The following is a 15,881-nucleotide window of genomic DNA, read 5'->3' as shown; positions in this document are numbered from 1 at the left end:
CGACCCTTGTCAGCGCACCCCCGGGTCTGATGAGGTGTGGCCTGGGACACAACGGACACCCTGGGAAAGGCAGATGCCGTGAGCAATGAAAGCCTGGCCAACCTTCTGAAGGAGGAGCGTCGCTTCACGCCCCCCGCCGACCTGGCCGCGAACGCCAACGTCACCGCGGAGGCGTATGAACAGGCCAAGGCTGACAGGCTCGGCTTCTGGGCCGAGCAGGCCCGCCGGCTGACCTGGGCCACCGAGCCCACCGAGACCCTGGACTGGTCGAACCCGCCGTTCGCCAAGTGGTTCAAGGACGGCGAGCTCAACGTCGCCTACAACTGCGTGGACCGGCACGTGGAGGCCGGGCACGGCGACCGGGTCGCCATCCACTTCGAGGGCGAGCCGGGCGACAGCCGCGCCATCACCTACGCCCAGCTCAAGGACGAGGTCTCCAAGGCCGCCAACGCCCTGCTGGAGCTGGGCGTCCAGGCGGGCGACCGGGTCGCCGTCTACATGCCGATGATCCCGGAGACCGCGGTCGCGATGCTGGCCTGCGCCCGCATCGGCGCCGCGCACTCCGTCGTCTTCGGCGGCTTCTCGGCGGACGCGCTCGCCACCCGTATCCAGGACGCCGACGCCCGTGTCGTCATCACGGCCGACGGCGGCTACCGGCGCGGCAAGCCCTCCGCGCTCAAGCCCGCCGTGGACGAGGCGATCGCCAAGGCCGGCACCGTCGAGCACGTCCTCGTCGTCCGCCGCACCGGCCAGGACGTCGCCTTCACCGAGGGCCGGGACGTGTGGTGGCACGAGATGGTGGAGCGGCAGAGCGCCGAGCACACCCCTCAGGCGTTCGGGGCCGAGCACCCGCTGTTCATCCTCTACACCTCCGGCACGACGGGTAAGCCGAAGGGCATCCTGCACACCTCCGGCGGCTACCTCACCCAGGTCGCGTACACGCACTGGTCCGTCTTCGACCTCAAGCCGGAGACCGACGTGTACTGGTGCACGGCCGACGTCGGCTGGGTCACCGGGCACTCCTACATCGTCTACGGCCCGCTCGCCAACGGCGCCACCCAGGTGATGTACGAGGGCACGCCGGACACCCCGCACCAGGGCCGCTTCTGGGAGATCGTGCAGAAGTACGGCGTGACGATCCTCTACACGGCGCCCACCGCGATCCGCACGTTCATGAAGTGGGGCGACGACATCCCCGCCAAGTTCGACCTCGGCAGCCTGCGCGTGCTGGGATCGGTGGGCGAGCCGATCAACCCCGAGGCGTGGATCTGGTACCGCAAGAACATCGGCGCGGACCGCACCCCGGTGGTGGACACCTGGTGGCAGACCGAGACCGGCGGCATCATGATCTCGCCGCTGCCGGGCGTGACCGCCGCCAAGCCGGGCTCCGCCCAGACCCCGCTGCCCGGCATCGCCGCGACCGTCGTCGACGACGAGGCCAATGAGGTACCGAACGGCGGCGGTGGCTACCTGGTCCTCACCGAGCCGTGGCCGTCGATGCTGCGCACCATCTGGGGCGACGACCAGCGGTTCATCGACACGTACTGGTCGCGCTTCGAGGGCAAGTACTTCGCCGGCGACGGCGCCAAGAAGGACGACGACGGCGACATCTGGCTGCTCGGCCGGGTCGACGACGTCATGCTGGTGTCCGGGCACAACATCTCCACCACGGAGGTCGAGTCCGCGCTCGTCTCGCACTCGTCGGTCGCCGAGGCGGCCGTGGTCGGCGCGGCGGACGAGACGACCGGTCAGGCGATCGTCGCCTTCGTGATCCTGCGCGGCACGGCGGCGGAGAGCGAGGACCTCGTCGGTGAGCTGCGGAACCACGTGGGCGCCACGCTCGGCCCGATCGCCAAGCCCAAGCGGATCCTGCCGGTGGCCGAGCTGCCGAAGACCCGCTCCGGCAAGATCATGCGCCGCCTGCTGCGGGACGTCGCGGAGAACCGCCAGCTCGGCGACGTCACCACGCTGACCGACAGCACGGTCATGGACCTCATCCAGGCCAAGCTCCCGGCGGCGCCCAGCGAGGACTGAGCGGACACCGTCCGGACGGTGGCACCCGGCGCACCCCCTGCGCCGGGTGCCACCGTATGCTCCTGATGCGCCCCAGGAGCACGTTAGCTAAACTAAACAAAAAAGCTGTCTCATGGGGCGCCGGGAAGTCTGGTCGGCACACGATTCGTGCTGCCCGTCGACCAGAGGAACTCCCCCGTGACCGCGCCCCGCACCCCCAGCCCCCGCAAGGCCTTCGGACGCCTCTCCCTGCCCGAGCGGTCGTACGTCGCGGACGCGCTGCGTACCGAGACGGTCGGCGGCGTCCTGCTGCTCCTCGCCGCCGTCGCCGCGCTGATCTGGGCGAACGTACCCGGTCTGCACGACAGCTACGAGAGCGTCAGCCACTTCCACTTCGGCCCCGAGGCCCTCGGGCTGAACCTGTCCGTCGCGCACTGGGCCGCCGACGGACTGCTCGCGATCTTCTTCTTCGTCGCGGGGATCGAGCTCAAACGCGAACTCGTCGCCGGTGATCTGCGCGATCCCAAGGCCGCCGCGCTCCCCGTCGTCGCCGCCCTGTGCGGCATGGCCGCACCGGCGCTGGTCTACACGCTCACCAGCGGCGTGGGCGGCGGCTCGCTGGCCGGCTGGGCCGTGCCCACCGCCACCGACATCGCCTTCGCGCTCGCCGTGCTCGCCGTCATCGGCACCTCCCTGCCCAGCGCGCTGCGCGCCTTCCTGCTCACCCTCGCCGTCGTCGACGACCTCTTCGCCATCCTGATCATCGCGGTCTTCTTCACCGACGACCTGAACTTCGCGGCGCTCGGCGGCGCCGTCGCCGGCCTGGCCGTCTTCTGGCTGCTGCTGCGCAAGGGCGTACGCGGCTGGTACGTGTACGTGCCGCTCGCGCTGGTCGTGTGGGCGCTGATGTACAACAGCGGCATCCACGCCACCATCGCCGGTGTCGCCATGGGCCTGATGCTGCGCTGCCACCGCCGCGAGGGCGAGGAGCACTCCCCCGGCGAGCACATCGAGCACCTCGTCCGGCCGCTCTCGGCGGGCCTCGCGGTGCCGCTGTTCGCCCTGTTCAGTGCGGGCGTGGCGATCTCCGGCGGCGCCCTCGCGGACGTGTTCACCCAGCCCGAGACGCTCGGCGTGGTGCTCGGACTCGTCGTCGGCAAGACGCTCGGCATCTTCGGCGGTACGTGGCTGACGGCGCGCTTCACAAGGGCCTCGCTCAGTGACGACCTCGCCTGGGCGGACGTGTTCGCGGTGGCGACCCTCGCCGGGATCGGTTTCACCGTCTCGCTGCTCATCGGGGAGCTCGCCTTCGAGGACGACGCGTCGATGACCGACAGCGTCAAGGCTGCCGTCCTGGCCGGCTCGCTGATCGCCACCGCCGTCGCGACGGTGCTGCTGAAGATACGGAACGCCAAGTACCGCAGGCTGACCGAGGAGGAGGAGCGCGACGAGGACCTCAGCGGCATCCCGGACATCTACGAGCAGGACGACCCGGCGTACCACCTGCGCATGGCGGAGATCCACGAGCGGAAGGCCGCCGAGCACCGGCGGCTCGCCCGGGAGAAGGCCGCCGAGCGGGACGCGCTTGCCGAAGTGACGGGCGGGGCAGGCGAGGAGCACAACGGTCCGGCATGATCTGACGAGACGGTACAAAAGACTGAACCGTACGCGCGGACACAAAGCGTACGCAGGAGAGGGAGACCGCGATGAGCGCACCCGACGGCAGCCCGGTCGGCGCCGAACGCAGCATCGGCCAGCTGTTCGCCTCCGCGACGGCCGACATGTCGGCGCTGGTGCACGACGAGATCGCGCTGGCGAAGGCGCAGCTCAAGCAGGACGTCAGGCGGGGCGCGACCAGCGGCGGCCTGTTCACGCTGGCCGGCTTGGTGCTCCTGTTCTCCCTGCCGATGCTGAGCTTCGCCCTCGCCTACGGCATCCGCACCTGGAGCGACTGGAACCTCGCGCTCTGCTTCCTGCTCTCCTTCGCGGCGAACGTGCTGATCGCGCTGTTCCTCGCGCTGATCGGCGCCGTCTTCGCGAAGAAGGCGAAGAAGGGCCGGGGCCCGCAGAAGGTCGCCGCCTCCGTGAAGGAGACGGCGGGCGTGCTGCAGAAGGCCAAGCCGCACCCGCGCCCCGAACTGCCCGAGGACCGGGTCCCCCAGGCCATCGAGGCTGTGGCACGCTCGTCTTCATGACGGATCCCGCCACGCCTCCGGCGCAGCCCGCCTCGGTCGTACGCCTCGACATCCCGGGCGGCGCCGGGCTGACGCACCGGGACGTCGCCGCCAACGGTGCCCGCTTCCACATCGCGGAGCTGGGCGACGGCCCCCTGGTGCTGCTGCTGCACGGCTTCCCGCAGTTCTGGTGGACCTGGCGGCACCAGCTGACGGCGCTCGCCGACGCCGGTTTCCGGGCCGTCGCCATGGATCTGCGGGGTGTCGGCGGCAGCGACCGCACACCGCGCGGCTACGACCCGGCCAACCTCGCGCTGGACATCACCGGAGTGGTCCGCTCCCTCGGCGAGCCGGACGCCGCGCTGGTCGGGCACGACCTGGGCGGGTATCTGGCCTGGACGGCCGCGGCGATGCGCCCCAAGCTCGTACGGCGGCTCGCGGTCGCCTCCATGCCGCATCCACGGCGCTGGCGCTCGGCGCTGGTCTCCGACGCCAGGCAGTCCGCAGCCCTGTCCCACATCTGGGGGTTCCAGCGGCCCTGGATCCCGGAGCGCCGGCTCACCGCGGACGACGGGGCGCTGGTGGCCGAGCTCATCCGGGACTGGTCCGGGCCGCACCTGCCGGACGAGGAGGCGCTGGAGAACTACCGGCGGGCGATGTGCATCCCGTCCACGGCGCACTGCTCGATCGAGCCGTACCGCTGGATGGTGCGCTCCCTGGCCCGCCCGGACGGCATCCAGTTCAACCGCAGGATGAAGCGCCCGGTGCGGGTGCCGACGCTGCATCTGCACGGCTCGCTGGACCCGGTGGTCCGCACGCGCAGTGCCGCGGGGTCCGGGGAGTACGTCGAAGCGCCGTACCGCTGGCGGCTGTTCGACGGGCTGGGGCACTTCCCGCACGAGGAGGACCCGGTCACTTTCTCCACCGAACTGATCAATTGGCTGAAGGATCCCGAACCCGATCGGTGACCGGATCGAGCGTTCGTCTGACGGTCGGCCAATTGCCCGGCGCATAGGCCAATTAGGGGCGCGCGAGGTGGTTATCGACCTTGGGGCGGGGGCAGACGTCGGGGTATGGGCTGGACGCACGACTACAGTGACGCAAGCCGCGACCGCCGCACGGCGGGCGGGATGGGTTCCCACCAGCGAGGCGGTGCACCACAGATGGCAGGTACGGACCTCAGGGTGGGAATCCCGCGCATCCTCCGCCGCAGGGCGCGTTGGGTCTCCGTCCGCCTGCGCCACCCCCGCGGCTGACCCGCGGCCTCACCTCACAGCGCGCAGCTGTCGCTGTCCACCTGCCGGTTCGCGGTACGGCCCGCGGCGATGTCCTCCTGGATCTCGTCCACGGTGAGCGCGTAACCCGTCTCGGCGTCGTCGAGCGACTTCGCGAAGACCACGCCGTAGACCTCCCCCTCGGGGGTGAGCAGCGGGCCGCCCGAGTTGCCCTGACGCACCGTCGCGTACAGGGAGTACACGTCACGGCGGACCGTGCCGCGGTGGTAGATGTCGGGGCCGTTGGCCGTGATGCGGCCGCGCAGGCGCGCGGCGCGGACGTCGTACGCCCCGTTCTCCGGGAAGCCGGCGACGATCGCCCCGTCGCCGCTGCTCGCGTCCTCGGTGGTGAACCGCAGCGCGGGCGCCTTCAGATCGGGCACGTCGAGGACGGCGATGTCGCGCTTCCAGTCGTAGAGGACGACCGTCGCGTCGTACTTCCTGCCCTCGCCGCCTATCTGCACGGTCGGCTCGTCGACGCCGCCCACGACGTGCGCGTTGGTCATGACGCGGCGCTCGGCGAAGACGAAGCCGGTGCCCTCCAGGACCTTGCCGCAGCTCGCGGCGGTGCCCATCACCTTGACGATGGAGCGCTGCGCGCGCAGGGCGACGGGGCTGCTCGCCAGGGCCGGGTCCGGGGGCCGTACGTCCGTGATCGGCTCGCTGGCGAAGGGGCTGAAGACCTGCGGGAAGCCGTTCTGCGCGAGGACGGAGGAGAAGTCGGCGAACCAGGTGTCGGCCTGGCCGGGCAGCGCCCGGGAGACCCCGAGCAGCACCTTGGAGTTACGGACCTCCTTGCCGAGCGTCGGCAGCGTCGTGCCGGCGAGGGCCGAGCCGATCAGCCAGGCGACCAGGAGCATCGCGACGACGTTGACCAGGGCGCCGCCCGTGGCGTCCAGCGCGCGGGCCGGGGACCAGGTGATGTAGCGGCGCAGTTTGTTGCCGAGGTGGGTGGTCAGGGCCTGGCCGACGGAGGCGCAGACTATGACGACGACGACCGCGACGACGGCGGCCGTCGTACCGACCTCGGAGTCGTCCGTCAGGGCGTCCCAGATGACGGGCAGTGTGTAGACGGCGGCGAGACCGCCGCCCAGGAAGCCGATCACCGACAGGATGCCGACGACGAAGCCCTGGCGGTAGCCGACGACCGCGAACCACACGGCGGCGAGCAGCAACAGGATGTCCAGCACGTTCACCGCTTCAAGCCTCGCCTCGTCCGACCCAGCACGGCGCCCACCCTGTCATGACCGCAGGTCCAGCGGGACCCGCCGGTCCCGGTCCCAGGGCCGCTCCCACCCCGCGAAGTGCAGCAACCGGTCGATGACCCCGGCGGTGAAGCCCCATACGAGGGCCGATTCGACCAGGAACGCCGGACCCTGGTAACCGCTGGGGTGGACCGTGGTCACACGGTTGTCCGGGTGGGTGAGATCCGCCACCGGGACGGTGAAGACCCGCGCGGTCTCGTTCGGGTCGACGACCCCCACCGGACTGGGTGCGCGCCACCAGCCGAGCACGGGTGTGACGACGAAGCCGCTGACCGGGATGTAGAGCTTCGGCAGTACGCCGAAGAGCTGGACGCCGGACGGGTCGAGCCCGGTCTCCTCCTCGGCCTCGCGCAGAGCGGCCCGCAGCGGGCCGTCGCCCTGCGGGTCGCCGTCCTCGGGGTCGAGGGCACCGCCGGGGAAGGACGGCTGTCCGGCGTGCGAGCGCAGTGAGCTGGCGCGCTCCATGAGCAGCAGCTCCGGGCCGCGCTCACCGTCGCCGTCGCCGAAGAGGATCAGGACGGCGGACTGGCGCCCCGTGCCGTTCTCCGGGGGCAGGAAGCGGCTCAGCTGGGTCGGTCTGACCGTCTCCGCCGCGTGGGCCACCGGGTCCAGCCAGGAGGGCAGACCTTCCCGGCTGAGCGTCACCGGGCCGCCCTGGGTACCGCTCGTCCGCGTCATCGCCACCCCCGTCGTCCGGCCGCGTCCCACGGGTCCAACGCCCGGCGGCCCCGAGATCGTTCCACCGGCCGCCGCCGCGTGTGCGGCCCCTTCATCCGGCCCCCAGCGGCGGGGCGGGCCTGCCGCCGGCGTCCAGATAGGCCTGCGGGGGCTTCAGCCGCTGGCCCGGGAGGCCGCCCTTCTCGTACTTCAGCAGCTTCTTCGCCTTCTCCGGGTCCGTCTCGCCCTCGCCGTACGCCGGGCAGAGCGGCGCGATGGGGCAGGCGCCGCAGGCGGGCTTGCGGGCGTGGCAGATGCGGCGGCCGTGCCAGATGACGTGGTGGGACAGGTCGGTCCAGTCGCTCTTGGGGAAGAGCGCGCCGACGGCCGCCTCGATCTTGTCGGGGTCGGTCTCCTCGGTCCAGCGCCAGCGGCGCACCAGGCGCTGGAAGTGGGTGTCCACGGTGATCCCCGGGCGGCCGAACGCGTTGCCGAGCACCACGAAGGCGGTCTTGCGGCCGACGCCGGGCAGTTTGACGAGATCCTCGAGCCGGCCGGGCACCTCGCCGCCGAAGTCCTCCGCGAGCACCTTCGACAGGCCTATGACCGACTTGGTCTTGGCCCGGAAGAAGCCGGTGGGGCGCAGGATCTCCTCCACCTCCTCGGGGTTGGCGGCGGCCAGGTCCTCGGGGGTGGGGTACTTCGCGAAGAGGGCGGGGGTCGTCTGGTTGACGCGCAGGTCGGTGGTCTGGGCCGACAGCACGGTGGCGACAACGAGTTGGAAGGGGTTCTCGAAGTCCAGCTCCGGGTGGGCGTACGGGAACACCTCGGCGAGCTCGCGGTTGATCCGGCGCGCGCGGCGGACCAGCGCAGTGCGCGACTCGTCCCCGGCCGGCTTGACGACGGTCTTCACCGGGGCGGCCTTCACGGAGGCGGTCGCCTTCCCGGGGGCGACGATCGGCTTCTTCACGGCGGTCGCCTTCTTGGCGGCGGTCGCCTTCTTCGCCCCGGTCCTCTTCGCCCCGGCCGCCTTCTTCGCCGTCGTCTTCTTCACCGGCGCGCCCGTCTCCCCGGTCGCCTCGGCCGCCCCGCTCGCGCGGGTCGTCGGTTTCTCCTTCAACGGCGGCCTCTTTGTCGCTTTCGCCGTTTCCCTACCGCCATCGGAGCCCTGTTCGCCCACAGCGGAATCACGACGTACACCCACTCCCGCAGCTCCCTAGGCCTGTGCTCTCACCGGCGAATTGGACACCCGGCCAGCCTACGGCCCGGCACCGACATCCGCCCCGGACCCCGAGGATCGGCGTCCAATTGGACCCCTGCCGCTTACCCCGACCGGCCCGTACGGCATCCTTGTGACAGATCACACTGTTTGGACCGTCCGGCAAAATGGGAACCACGGTCCCCTGGTACGTGGGGGAACAAGCTCCCCTGAGCAGGTCGACAAGGAGAGAACTCGTGGACGACGTTCTGCGGCGGAATCCGCTCTTCGCGGCGCTCGACGACGAGCAGGCCGCCGAGCTTCGCGCCTCCATGAGTGAGGTGACCCTCGCACGGGGCGACTCCCTGTTCCACGAGGGCGACCCCGGAGACCGCCTGTACGTGGTCACCGAGGGCAAGGTCAAGCTGCACCGCACGTCCCCCGACGGCCGCGAGAACATGCTCGCGGTGGTCGGTCCGGGCGAGCTGATCGGTGAGCTGTCGCTGTTCGACCCCGGTCCGCGCACCGCGACCGCCACGGCGCTCACCGAGGTCAAGCTGCTCGCCCTGGGCCACGGCGACCTGACGCCCTGGCTGAGCGCCCGCCCCGAGGTGGCCACGGCGCTGCTGCGGGCCGTCGCGCGGCGGCTGCGCAAGACCAACGACGCGATGTCGGACCTGGTCTTCTCGGACGTCCCGGGCCGTGTCGCCCGCGCCCTGCTGGACCTCTCCCGGCGCTTCGGCGTGCAGTCCGAGGAGGGCATCCACGTCGTGCACGACCTCACGCAGGAGGAGCTGGCCCAGCTGGTCGGCGCGTCCCGCGAGACGGTCAACAAGGCCCTGGCGGACTTCGCCCAGCGCGGCTGGCTCCGCCTGGAGGCCCGCGCGGTGATCCTCCTGGACGTCGAACGCCTCGCGAAGCGCTCCCGCTGACATCCGGAGCCGGCATCGAGGCCCCGCTTCCCGTGGGAAGCGGGGCCTCGCCGTGTCCGCGGGCTAGATGAGCCCGTGCTCCTGGAGGTACTCCAGCTGTGCGCGGACGGACAGTTCCGCGGCCGGCCACAGGGAGCGGTCGACGTCGGCGTAGACGTGGGCGACGACCTCGGCCGGGGTGCGGTGGCCGTCCTCGACGGCCGTCTCGACCTGGGCGAGGCGGTGGGCGCGGTGGGCGAGGTAGAACTCGACGGCGCCCTGGGCGTCCTCCAGGACGGGCCCGTGGCCGGGCAGCACCGTGTGGACGCCGTCGTCGACCGTGAGCGACCTGAGCCGGCGCAGCGTGTCCAGGTAGTCGCCGAGACGGCCGTCGGGGTGGGCCACGACGGTCGTACCGCGCCCCAGGATGGTGTCGCCCGTGAGGACCGCCCGGTCGGCCGGGAGATGGAAGCACAGGGAGTCGGCCGTGTGGCCGGGGGTCGGCACGACCCTCAGCTCCAGGCCCCCGACGGTGATGACGTCCCCGGCGGCCAGTCCCTCGTCGCCGAGCCGCAGCGCCGGGTCCAGTGCCCGCACCTTCGTGCCGGTCAGCCCGGCGAAACGGGCGGCGCCCTCGGCGTGGTCGGGGTGGCCGTGCGTCAGCAGGGTGAGGGCGACGCGCTTTCCGGCCCGCTCGGCGGTCCCGACGACGTGCCGCAGGTGTCCGTCGTCCAGCGGGCCGGGGTCGACCACGACGGCGAGGTCGGAGTCCGGTTCCGACAGGATCCAGGTATTGGTGCCGTCCAGGGTCATCGCCGAGGCGTTGGGGGCCAGCACGTTGACGGCACGCGCGGTGGCGGGGCCGGAGAGGACACCGCCCCGCGGCTGGCCCGGAAGGGTGCTTGCGTCCGTCATTCGGGGGCTCCACCGGTCGGGATGTGCTTCGTGAACTCGTCGTGCCCCGGCCAGGAGAGCACGATCTCGCCCTCCACCAGGCGCGCGGTGGCCAGCACCGGCGTGAGGTCCCGCGCGGGCGCCGCTTCGAGCACCTCCGCGGCCGTCCCGTACGCCGTGAGCCGGCGCAGTGTGGCGATGGTCGGGGGCATCATCAGCAGTTCGCCCCGGTCGTACCCCTCGGCCGCCGCGCGGGGTGTGATCCACACCGTGCGGTCGGCCTCCGTGGAGGCGTTGCGGGTGCGCTGGCCCTCGGGGAGCGCGGCGACGAAGAACCAGGTGTCGTAGCGGCGGGGCTCGAACTCGGGGGTGATCCAGCGCGTCCACGCGCCGAGCAGGTCCGAGCGCAGGACCAGTCCGCGGCGGTCCAGGAACTCCGCGAAGGACGTCTCCCGCGCGACGAGCGCGGCACGGTCCGCCTCCCAGTCGTCGCCGGTCGTGTCGCCGACCACGGTGTCGGGGGTGGGCCCGGCGAGCAGGACACCGGCCTCCTCGTACGTCTCCCGCACGGCCGCGCAGACGATCGCCTGGGCCCCCGTCCCGTCGACGCCGAGCCGGTCCGCCCACCACGCGCGCGTGGGGCCCGCCCAGCGGACGTGCCGGTCGTCGTCCCGCGGGTCGACGCCGCCGCCGGGATAGGCGTACGCGCCGCCCGCGAACGCCATGGACGTACGCCGGCGCAGCATGTGCACGGCGGGCCCGTCACCGGTGTCCTTGAGCAGCATGACGGTGGCCGCTCGCCTCGGCACGACCGGTGTGAGGCCGCCACCCGCCAGCGCACGGATCCGCTCCGGCCACTCGGGCGGGTACCACTGCCCGCCGGCCTGCGCATTCACCATGGCCGGAGGCTATCCCGTGACGGGCGGATGTTCGAGTGCCCATGGGGGACGGCGGGGCCATCGAGCGGCGTACGGACGCGGGCGGGCACCGCGCGGAGGCGGTACGGACGCGGGGCGGGCCCCGCGCGGAGGGCGTCCGGCGCCGACCGCCGCGGTGCGGGGGCAGCACCGGCACCCCCGCGCGGTGCGCACCGGCGGCCGGTACGGCCACGGCGGAGCCCGGGACACATGAAGGAGCCACCCGTTGTCCACCCCCGGCGGCCGGCCGGGGAAGCCGGCGAAAGGGTCCGACGACGGCGTCCCGGGGCGCAGCCCGGCAACGGGGCCGACCGCCGTCCCGGCTTCTCTCACTCGCGGCGGCGGGCCTGGGGAAGCGGCCGGTGGCATCGCCGGCCGACCCGGCTCCTCGCCCACGCGGACGGAACCGGCACCTCCGGCAGGACGAGCACCCCGGCTCCTCACAGCACGGCGGCGGGGCCCACCGGAACAGGCCGGCGGCGGTCCGCCCGGGCCCGCCCTGTCGGCGCACCGCGCCGAAACAGCGTGCCCTGCCGCCAGGCGGGTCCGGTCGACGGGGCAGGCCCTGCCGCCAGGCGGACCCGGCCGACGTGGCGGACCCGGCCGGCCGAGGGCTACGCCTCCGTGAGTTCCACCTGGATCTCGACCTCCACCGGAGCGTCCAGGGGCAGTACCGCGACGCCCACCGCGCTGCGGGCGTGGACGCCCTTGTCTCCGAGGACCTCGCCGAGCAGCTCGCTCGCGCCGTTGAGGACGGCCGGCTGGCCGGTGAAGTCCGCGGCGGAGGCCACGAAGCCGACGACCTTCACCACGCGCGCCACCCGGTCCAGGTCCCCGGCGACGGACTTGACCGCGGCGAGGGCGTTCAGCGCGCAGGTGCGCGCCAGCTCCTTCGCCTCCTCCGGGGTGACCTCCGCGCCGACCTTCCCGGTCAGCGGGAGCTTGCCGTCCACCATGGGCAGCTGGCCGGCGGTGAAGACGTACCGCCCCGACCGCACGGCCGGCTGGTACGCGGCCAGCGGCGGGACGACCTCCGGCAGGCTCAGGCCCAGCTCGGCCAGTTTCGCCTCGACGGCGCTCATGCCTGCTTCTCGCGCTTCAGGTAGGCCACCAGCTGCTCGGGGTTGTTCGGCCCGGGCACGACCTGGACGAGCTCCCAGCCGTCCTCGCCCCAGGTGTCCAGAATCTGCTTCGTTGCGTGGACGAGCAGCGGCACAGTCGCGTATTCCCACTTGGTCATGCGGCCGACTCTAGCCCCCGCCCGCGTGGGACGCGGCCCCCGTCCCACCCCCTCGCGCGGGGCGTGACGTCCGGGAACCGCCACCCGGAGCCGCCGGGGTGCGGGGCGAGCATTTAGGCTCGAAGGCGTGAGCAGGCTCCAGGTCGTCAGCGGCAAGGGCGGAACCGGCAAGACCACGGTGGCCGCGGCCCTCGCGCTGGCCCTGGCCACGGAGGGGAAGCGGACGCTCCTCGTCGAGGTCGAGGGCCGCCAGGGAATCGCGCAACTCTTCGAAACGGAGGCGCTGCCCTACGAGGAACGGAAGATCGCCGTCGCTCCGGGAGGCGGCGAGGTGTACGCCCTCGCCATCGACGCCGAACTGGCCCTCCTGGACTACCTCCAGATGTTCTACAAGCTCGGCGGCGCCGGCCGGGCCCTCAAGAAGCTCGGCGCGATCGACTTCGCCACCACCATCGCGCCCGGTGTGCGGGACGTCCTGCTCACCGGCAAGGCGTGCGAGGCGGTGCGCCGCAAGGACAGGAACGGGCGGTTCGTCTACGACTACGTCGTGATGGACGCCCCGCCGACCGGCCGCATCACCCGCTTCCTCAACGTCAACGACGAGGTCGCCGGACTCGCCAAGATCGGCCCGATACACAATCAGGCGCAGGCGGTCATGCGGGTGCTGAAATCGCCGGAGACGGCCGTGCACCTGGTGACGCTGCTGGAGGAGATGCCGGTCCAGGAGACCGCCGACGGCATCGCGGAACTGCGCGCCGCGCGGCTGCCGGTGGGGCGGGTCGTGGTGAACATGGTCCGGCCGGAGGTGCTGGACGGGGACGGCCTGGAACTCGCGACGGCGGTCCCTCGTTCCTCCATCGCGCGGGCACTGTCGTCCGCCGGCCTCGGTGGCGCGCGGCGCGGGGGACACGCCGAGCGGCTGGTGGACCCGTTGCTCGCGCAGGCGGAGGAGTACGCCGAGCGGTACGCGCTGGAGACCGAGCAGCGCGCCGTGCTGGCGGACCTCGACGTGCCGTTGCACGAGCTTCCGCTGCTCGCGGAGGGCATGGATCTGGCCGGCCTGTACCAACTGGCCAGGGAGCTGCGCGAACAGGGCATGTCATGACCGAGCACCACGCCCGTACGTCCCGGCCCCGCACCGGCCGTCACCACCGGCACCTCCACCGTCGTACCAACCCCGTCACGAGTCGGAAGCACCGGAAGCAGGGGATGTCATGAGTCGTCGTCCGGAACCGGCGCAGGCCCAGGACCCGGCCCGTCACCACCTCTCCCCCACCCGCACGCTCGACATCGACCCGCTGATCGAGGACCCCGCCACCCGGATCGTGGTGTGCTGCGGTTCGGGCGGGGTCGGCAAGACGACCACCGCGGCGGCGCTCGGCCTGCGCGCGGCCGAGCGGGGGCGCAAGGTGGTGGTCCTCACCATCGACCCGGCCCGCCGCCTCGCCCAGTCCATGGGCATCGACTCGCTCGACAACACCCCGCGCCGGGTGAAGGGCATCGACGACTCCGCGGGCGGCGAGCTGCACGCGATGATGCTCGACATGAAGCGCACCTTCGACGAGATCGTCGAGGGGCACGCGGACCCCGACCGGGCCGCCGCGATCCTGGGCAACCCCTTCTACCAGTCGCTCTCCGCGGGCTTCGCCGGCACGCAGGAGTACATGGCGATGGAGAAGCTGGGCCAGTTGCGCTCCCGGGACGAGTGGGACCTCATCGTGGTCGACACCCCGCCCTCCCGTTCCGCCCTGGACTTCCTGGACGCCCCCAAGCGGCTCGGGTCCTTCCTCGACGGCAAGCTGATCCGTGTCCTGCTGGCCCCGGCGAAGGTCGGTGGCCGCGCGGGGATGAAGTTCCTGAACGTCGGGATGTCGATGATGACGGGCGCCCTGGGCAAGGTGCTCGGCGGCCAGCTGCTGAAGGACGTACAGACGTTCGTGGCCGCGATGGACTCGATGTTCGGCGGGTTCCGTACGCGCGCGGACGCCACGTACAAGCTGCTCCAGGCACCCGGGACGGCGTTCCTGGTGGTGGCGGCCCCGGAGCGGGACGCGCTGCGCGAGGCCGCGTACTTCGTGGAGCGGCTGGCGGCCGAGGAGATGCCGCTGGCCGGGCTGGTGCTCAACCGGGTGCACGGCAGCGGCGCGGACCGGCTGTCGGCCGAGCGGGCGCTGGCCGCCGCGGAAAATCTTGAGGACTCCCGCATTGTGGATCAGGTGGACGGGAAAGCTGGACTTCGTAACTCTCCCGAAACGTACGGCAGTTCAGAATCCCTTGCTCCCGCAGGATCCCCTGCTCCCGCAGGATCCCCCGACCCTGCCGAATCCCCCGCGCACACCGAGGACACGGCTGACGCCGGCAGCCCCGAGGCCACGGACGCCGACCCCGACCGGTCCGTCGACCGGCTCACCGCGGGCCTGCTGCGGCTGCACGCCGAGCGGATGCGGCTGCTCTCGCGCGAGCAGCGCACACGCGACCGCTTCACCGCGCTCCACCCCGAGGTGGCGGTGACCGAGGTGGCCGCGCTGCCCGGCGATGTGCACGACCTCGCGGGACTGCGGGACATCGGCGACCGGCTCGCGGCCGACCGGCCGGAGCTGCCCGAAACGCCCTAGACCAGCACCGCGGGGGGAGGAGGAAACAGGGGGACGCAAGACCCCCCGAGGACCCTCAGCTCACCGCCGCGTAGTTCTCGTACACCTCGTCGTCGTTGAGCGGTACGACACCCGGCCCCCGCTCGTACTCCGAGCGCGCGGTCTCCAGCAGCCTGCGCCAGGAGGTCACGGTCGGCCGCCGGCGCAGCAGTGCGCGGCGCTCACGCTCCGTCATGCCTCCCCATACGCCGAACTCGACGCGGTTGTCGAGCGCATCGGCCAGACATTCGGTGCGTACCGGGCATCCGGTGCACACCGCCTTGGCCCTGTTCTGCGCTGCTCCCTGAACGAACAGTTCATCCGGATCGGTAGTGCGGCAGGCAGCCTGCGCACTCCAGTCGGTAACCCAGCCCATACCGGCGCCGTCCTCTCCCGAATCGAGGCTCCCCCACGGCGGCAGCGGCATATTCACCGCCGCCAGTTGAGGACGTTACGGAAGGTGGGCACAGCGCAACACCCCCAGCGGGCCCAATCTTGAATGGTCCGAACGGACTATGGGTAAGCGGCAGATCACCCGGGGGAGTGAGGGGACGACATGCGCGACAAACCCGGCATTTCAGGTCAGTTCAGTTGCGTCACAACGGACACCGCATGACACACGAGGCGGATCCGGACACGGGCTCAACAACCCTCGACGTAAACCAGTACGAAAAAAATCGAGGAGATCCGGAACGATTCGGGGTC

General features: G+C 71.9%; 16 protein-coding genes. 8 read left to right on the top strand and 8 right to left on the bottom strand.

Translation table 11 applies throughout. From position 1 onward, the window contains the following. The first annotated feature begins 78 nt into the window (after positions 1–78). From acs to ACZ62B_RS36005, 5 genes are all read left to right on the top strand, one after another. Positions 79–2,034, top strand: coding sequence for an acetate--CoA ligase (gene acs, locus ACZ62B_RS36025; RefSeq protein ID WP_469693647.1), 1,956 nt, complete (start codon positions 79–81; stop codon positions 2,032–2,034). 177 nt (positions 2,035–2,211) lie between these two features. Continuing rightward, positions 2,212–3,648 carry a Na+/H+ antiporter NhaA gene (nhaA, locus tag ACZ62B_RS36020; protein WP_469693645.1) on the top strand — a complete coding sequence of 479 codons (1,437 nt, stop codon included), beginning with the start codon at positions 2,212–2,214 and terminating at the stop codon, positions 3,646–3,648. 71 nt (positions 3,649–3,719) lie between these two features. After that, positions 3,720–4,208, top strand: coding sequence for a phage holin family protein (locus ACZ62B_RS36015; RefSeq protein ID WP_469693643.1), 489 nt, complete (start codon positions 3,720–3,722; stop codon positions 4,206–4,208). Continuing rightward, positions 4,205–5,155: an alpha/beta fold hydrolase gene (locus ACZ62B_RS36010; RefSeq protein ID WP_344567354.1), complete on the top strand. Its 951-nt coding sequence runs from the start codon at positions 4,205–4,207 to the stop codon at positions 5,153–5,155. Before ACZ62B_RS36015 ends, ACZ62B_RS36010 begins: the two co-directional genes overlap by 4 nt. A 105-nt stretch (positions 5,156–5,260) precedes the next feature. Beyond that, a complete protein-coding gene (locus tag ACZ62B_RS36005) occupies positions 5,261–5,443 on the top strand; it encodes a hypothetical protein (protein WP_073936676.1) in 183 nt (60 codons plus the stop codon). A gap of 14 nt (positions 5,444–5,457) precedes the next feature. Here the strand turns inward: ACZ62B_RS36005 and ACZ62B_RS36000 are convergent, their stop codons facing one another. The 3 genes from ACZ62B_RS36000 to nth form a co-directional block, all read right to left on the bottom strand. After that, positions 5,458–6,657 (bottom strand): MarP family serine protease, encoded by a 1,200-nt coding sequence (locus ACZ62B_RS36000; protein ID WP_344567364.1) that lies wholly within the window; start codon positions 6,655–6,657, stop codon positions 5,458–5,460. Positions 6,658–6,702: 45 nt separating this feature from the next. Further along, positions 6,703–7,404, bottom strand: coding sequence for an NUDIX hydrolase (locus tag ACZ62B_RS35995; protein WP_344567366.1), 702 nt, complete (start codon positions 7,402–7,404; stop codon positions 6,703–6,705). Between the two features lie 91 nt (positions 7,405–7,495). After that, positions 7,496–8,503 (bottom strand): endonuclease III, encoded by a 1,008-nt coding sequence (nth, locus tag ACZ62B_RS35990; protein ID WP_468883052.1) that lies wholly within the window; start codon positions 8,501–8,503, stop codon positions 7,496–7,498. A gap of 335 nt (positions 8,504–8,838) precedes the next feature. On the opposite strand from nth, the gene ACZ62B_RS35985 reads away from it, so the two are divergent. Then, a complete protein-coding gene (locus ACZ62B_RS35985; RefSeq protein WP_004928297.1) occupies positions 8,839–9,513 on the top strand; it encodes a Crp/Fnr family transcriptional regulator in 675 nt (224 codons plus the stop codon). 63 nt (positions 9,514–9,576) lie between these two features. Here the strand turns inward: ACZ62B_RS35985 and ACZ62B_RS35980 are convergent, their stop codons facing one another. The 4 genes from ACZ62B_RS35980 to ACZ62B_RS35965 all read right to left on the bottom strand — a co-directional run bounded on the left by ACZ62B_RS35980 (position 9,577) and on the right by ACZ62B_RS35965 (position 12,543). Beyond that, the gene (locus tag ACZ62B_RS35980; RefSeq protein WP_468889970.1) at positions 9,577–10,407 is read right to left on the bottom strand and encodes an MBL fold metallo-hydrolase; all 831 of its coding nucleotides are present in this window, start codon (positions 10,405–10,407) and stop codon (positions 9,577–9,579) included. Continuing rightward, complete coding sequence (locus ACZ62B_RS35975; RefSeq protein WP_344567373.1) at positions 10,404–11,285, bottom strand: NUDIX hydrolase; 882 nt, start codon at positions 11,283–11,285, stop codon at positions 10,404–10,406. The genes ACZ62B_RS35980 and ACZ62B_RS35975 overlap by 4 nt, the downstream gene beginning before the upstream one ends. 632 nt (positions 11,286–11,917) lie before the next feature. Continuing rightward, positions 11,918–12,385 (bottom strand): RidA family protein, encoded by a 468-nt coding sequence (locus tag ACZ62B_RS35970; RefSeq protein WP_344567375.1) that lies wholly within the window; start codon positions 12,383–12,385, stop codon positions 11,918–11,920. Beyond that, on the bottom strand, positions 12,382–12,543 hold the full coding sequence (locus tag ACZ62B_RS35965) for a DUF4177 domain-containing protein (protein ID WP_003975360.1): 162 nt from the start codon (positions 12,541–12,543) through the stop codon (positions 12,382–12,384). Before ACZ62B_RS35965 ends, ACZ62B_RS35970 begins: the two co-directional genes overlap by 4 nt. A gap of 127 nt (positions 12,544–12,670) precedes the next feature. On the opposite strand from ACZ62B_RS35965, the gene bagA reads away from it, so the two are divergent. After that, on the top strand, positions 12,671–13,648 hold the full coding sequence (gene bagA / locus ACZ62B_RS35960) for an ATPase BagA (protein ID WP_344567377.1): 978 nt from the start codon (positions 12,671–12,673) through the stop codon (positions 13,646–13,648). 109 nt (positions 13,649–13,757) lie between these two features. Beyond that, positions 13,758–15,158 (top strand): ATPase BagB, encoded by a 1,401-nt coding sequence (gene bagB, locus ACZ62B_RS35955; protein WP_469693638.1) that lies wholly within the window; start codon positions 13,758–13,760, stop codon positions 15,156–15,158. 55 nt (positions 15,159–15,213) lie between these two features. Here the strand turns inward: bagB and wblA are convergent, their stop codons facing one another. Then, a complete protein-coding gene (gene wblA, locus ACZ62B_RS35950) occupies positions 15,214–15,552 on the bottom strand; it encodes a transcriptional regulator WblA (RefSeq protein ID WP_201263129.1) in 339 nt (112 codons plus the stop codon). Between the last annotated feature and the right edge of the window lie 329 nt (positions 15,553–15,881).

This window comes from Streptomyces sp. NPDC053426, from assembly GCF_055585405.1.
This window is presented reverse-complemented; position numbering and strand designations above follow the sequence as displayed.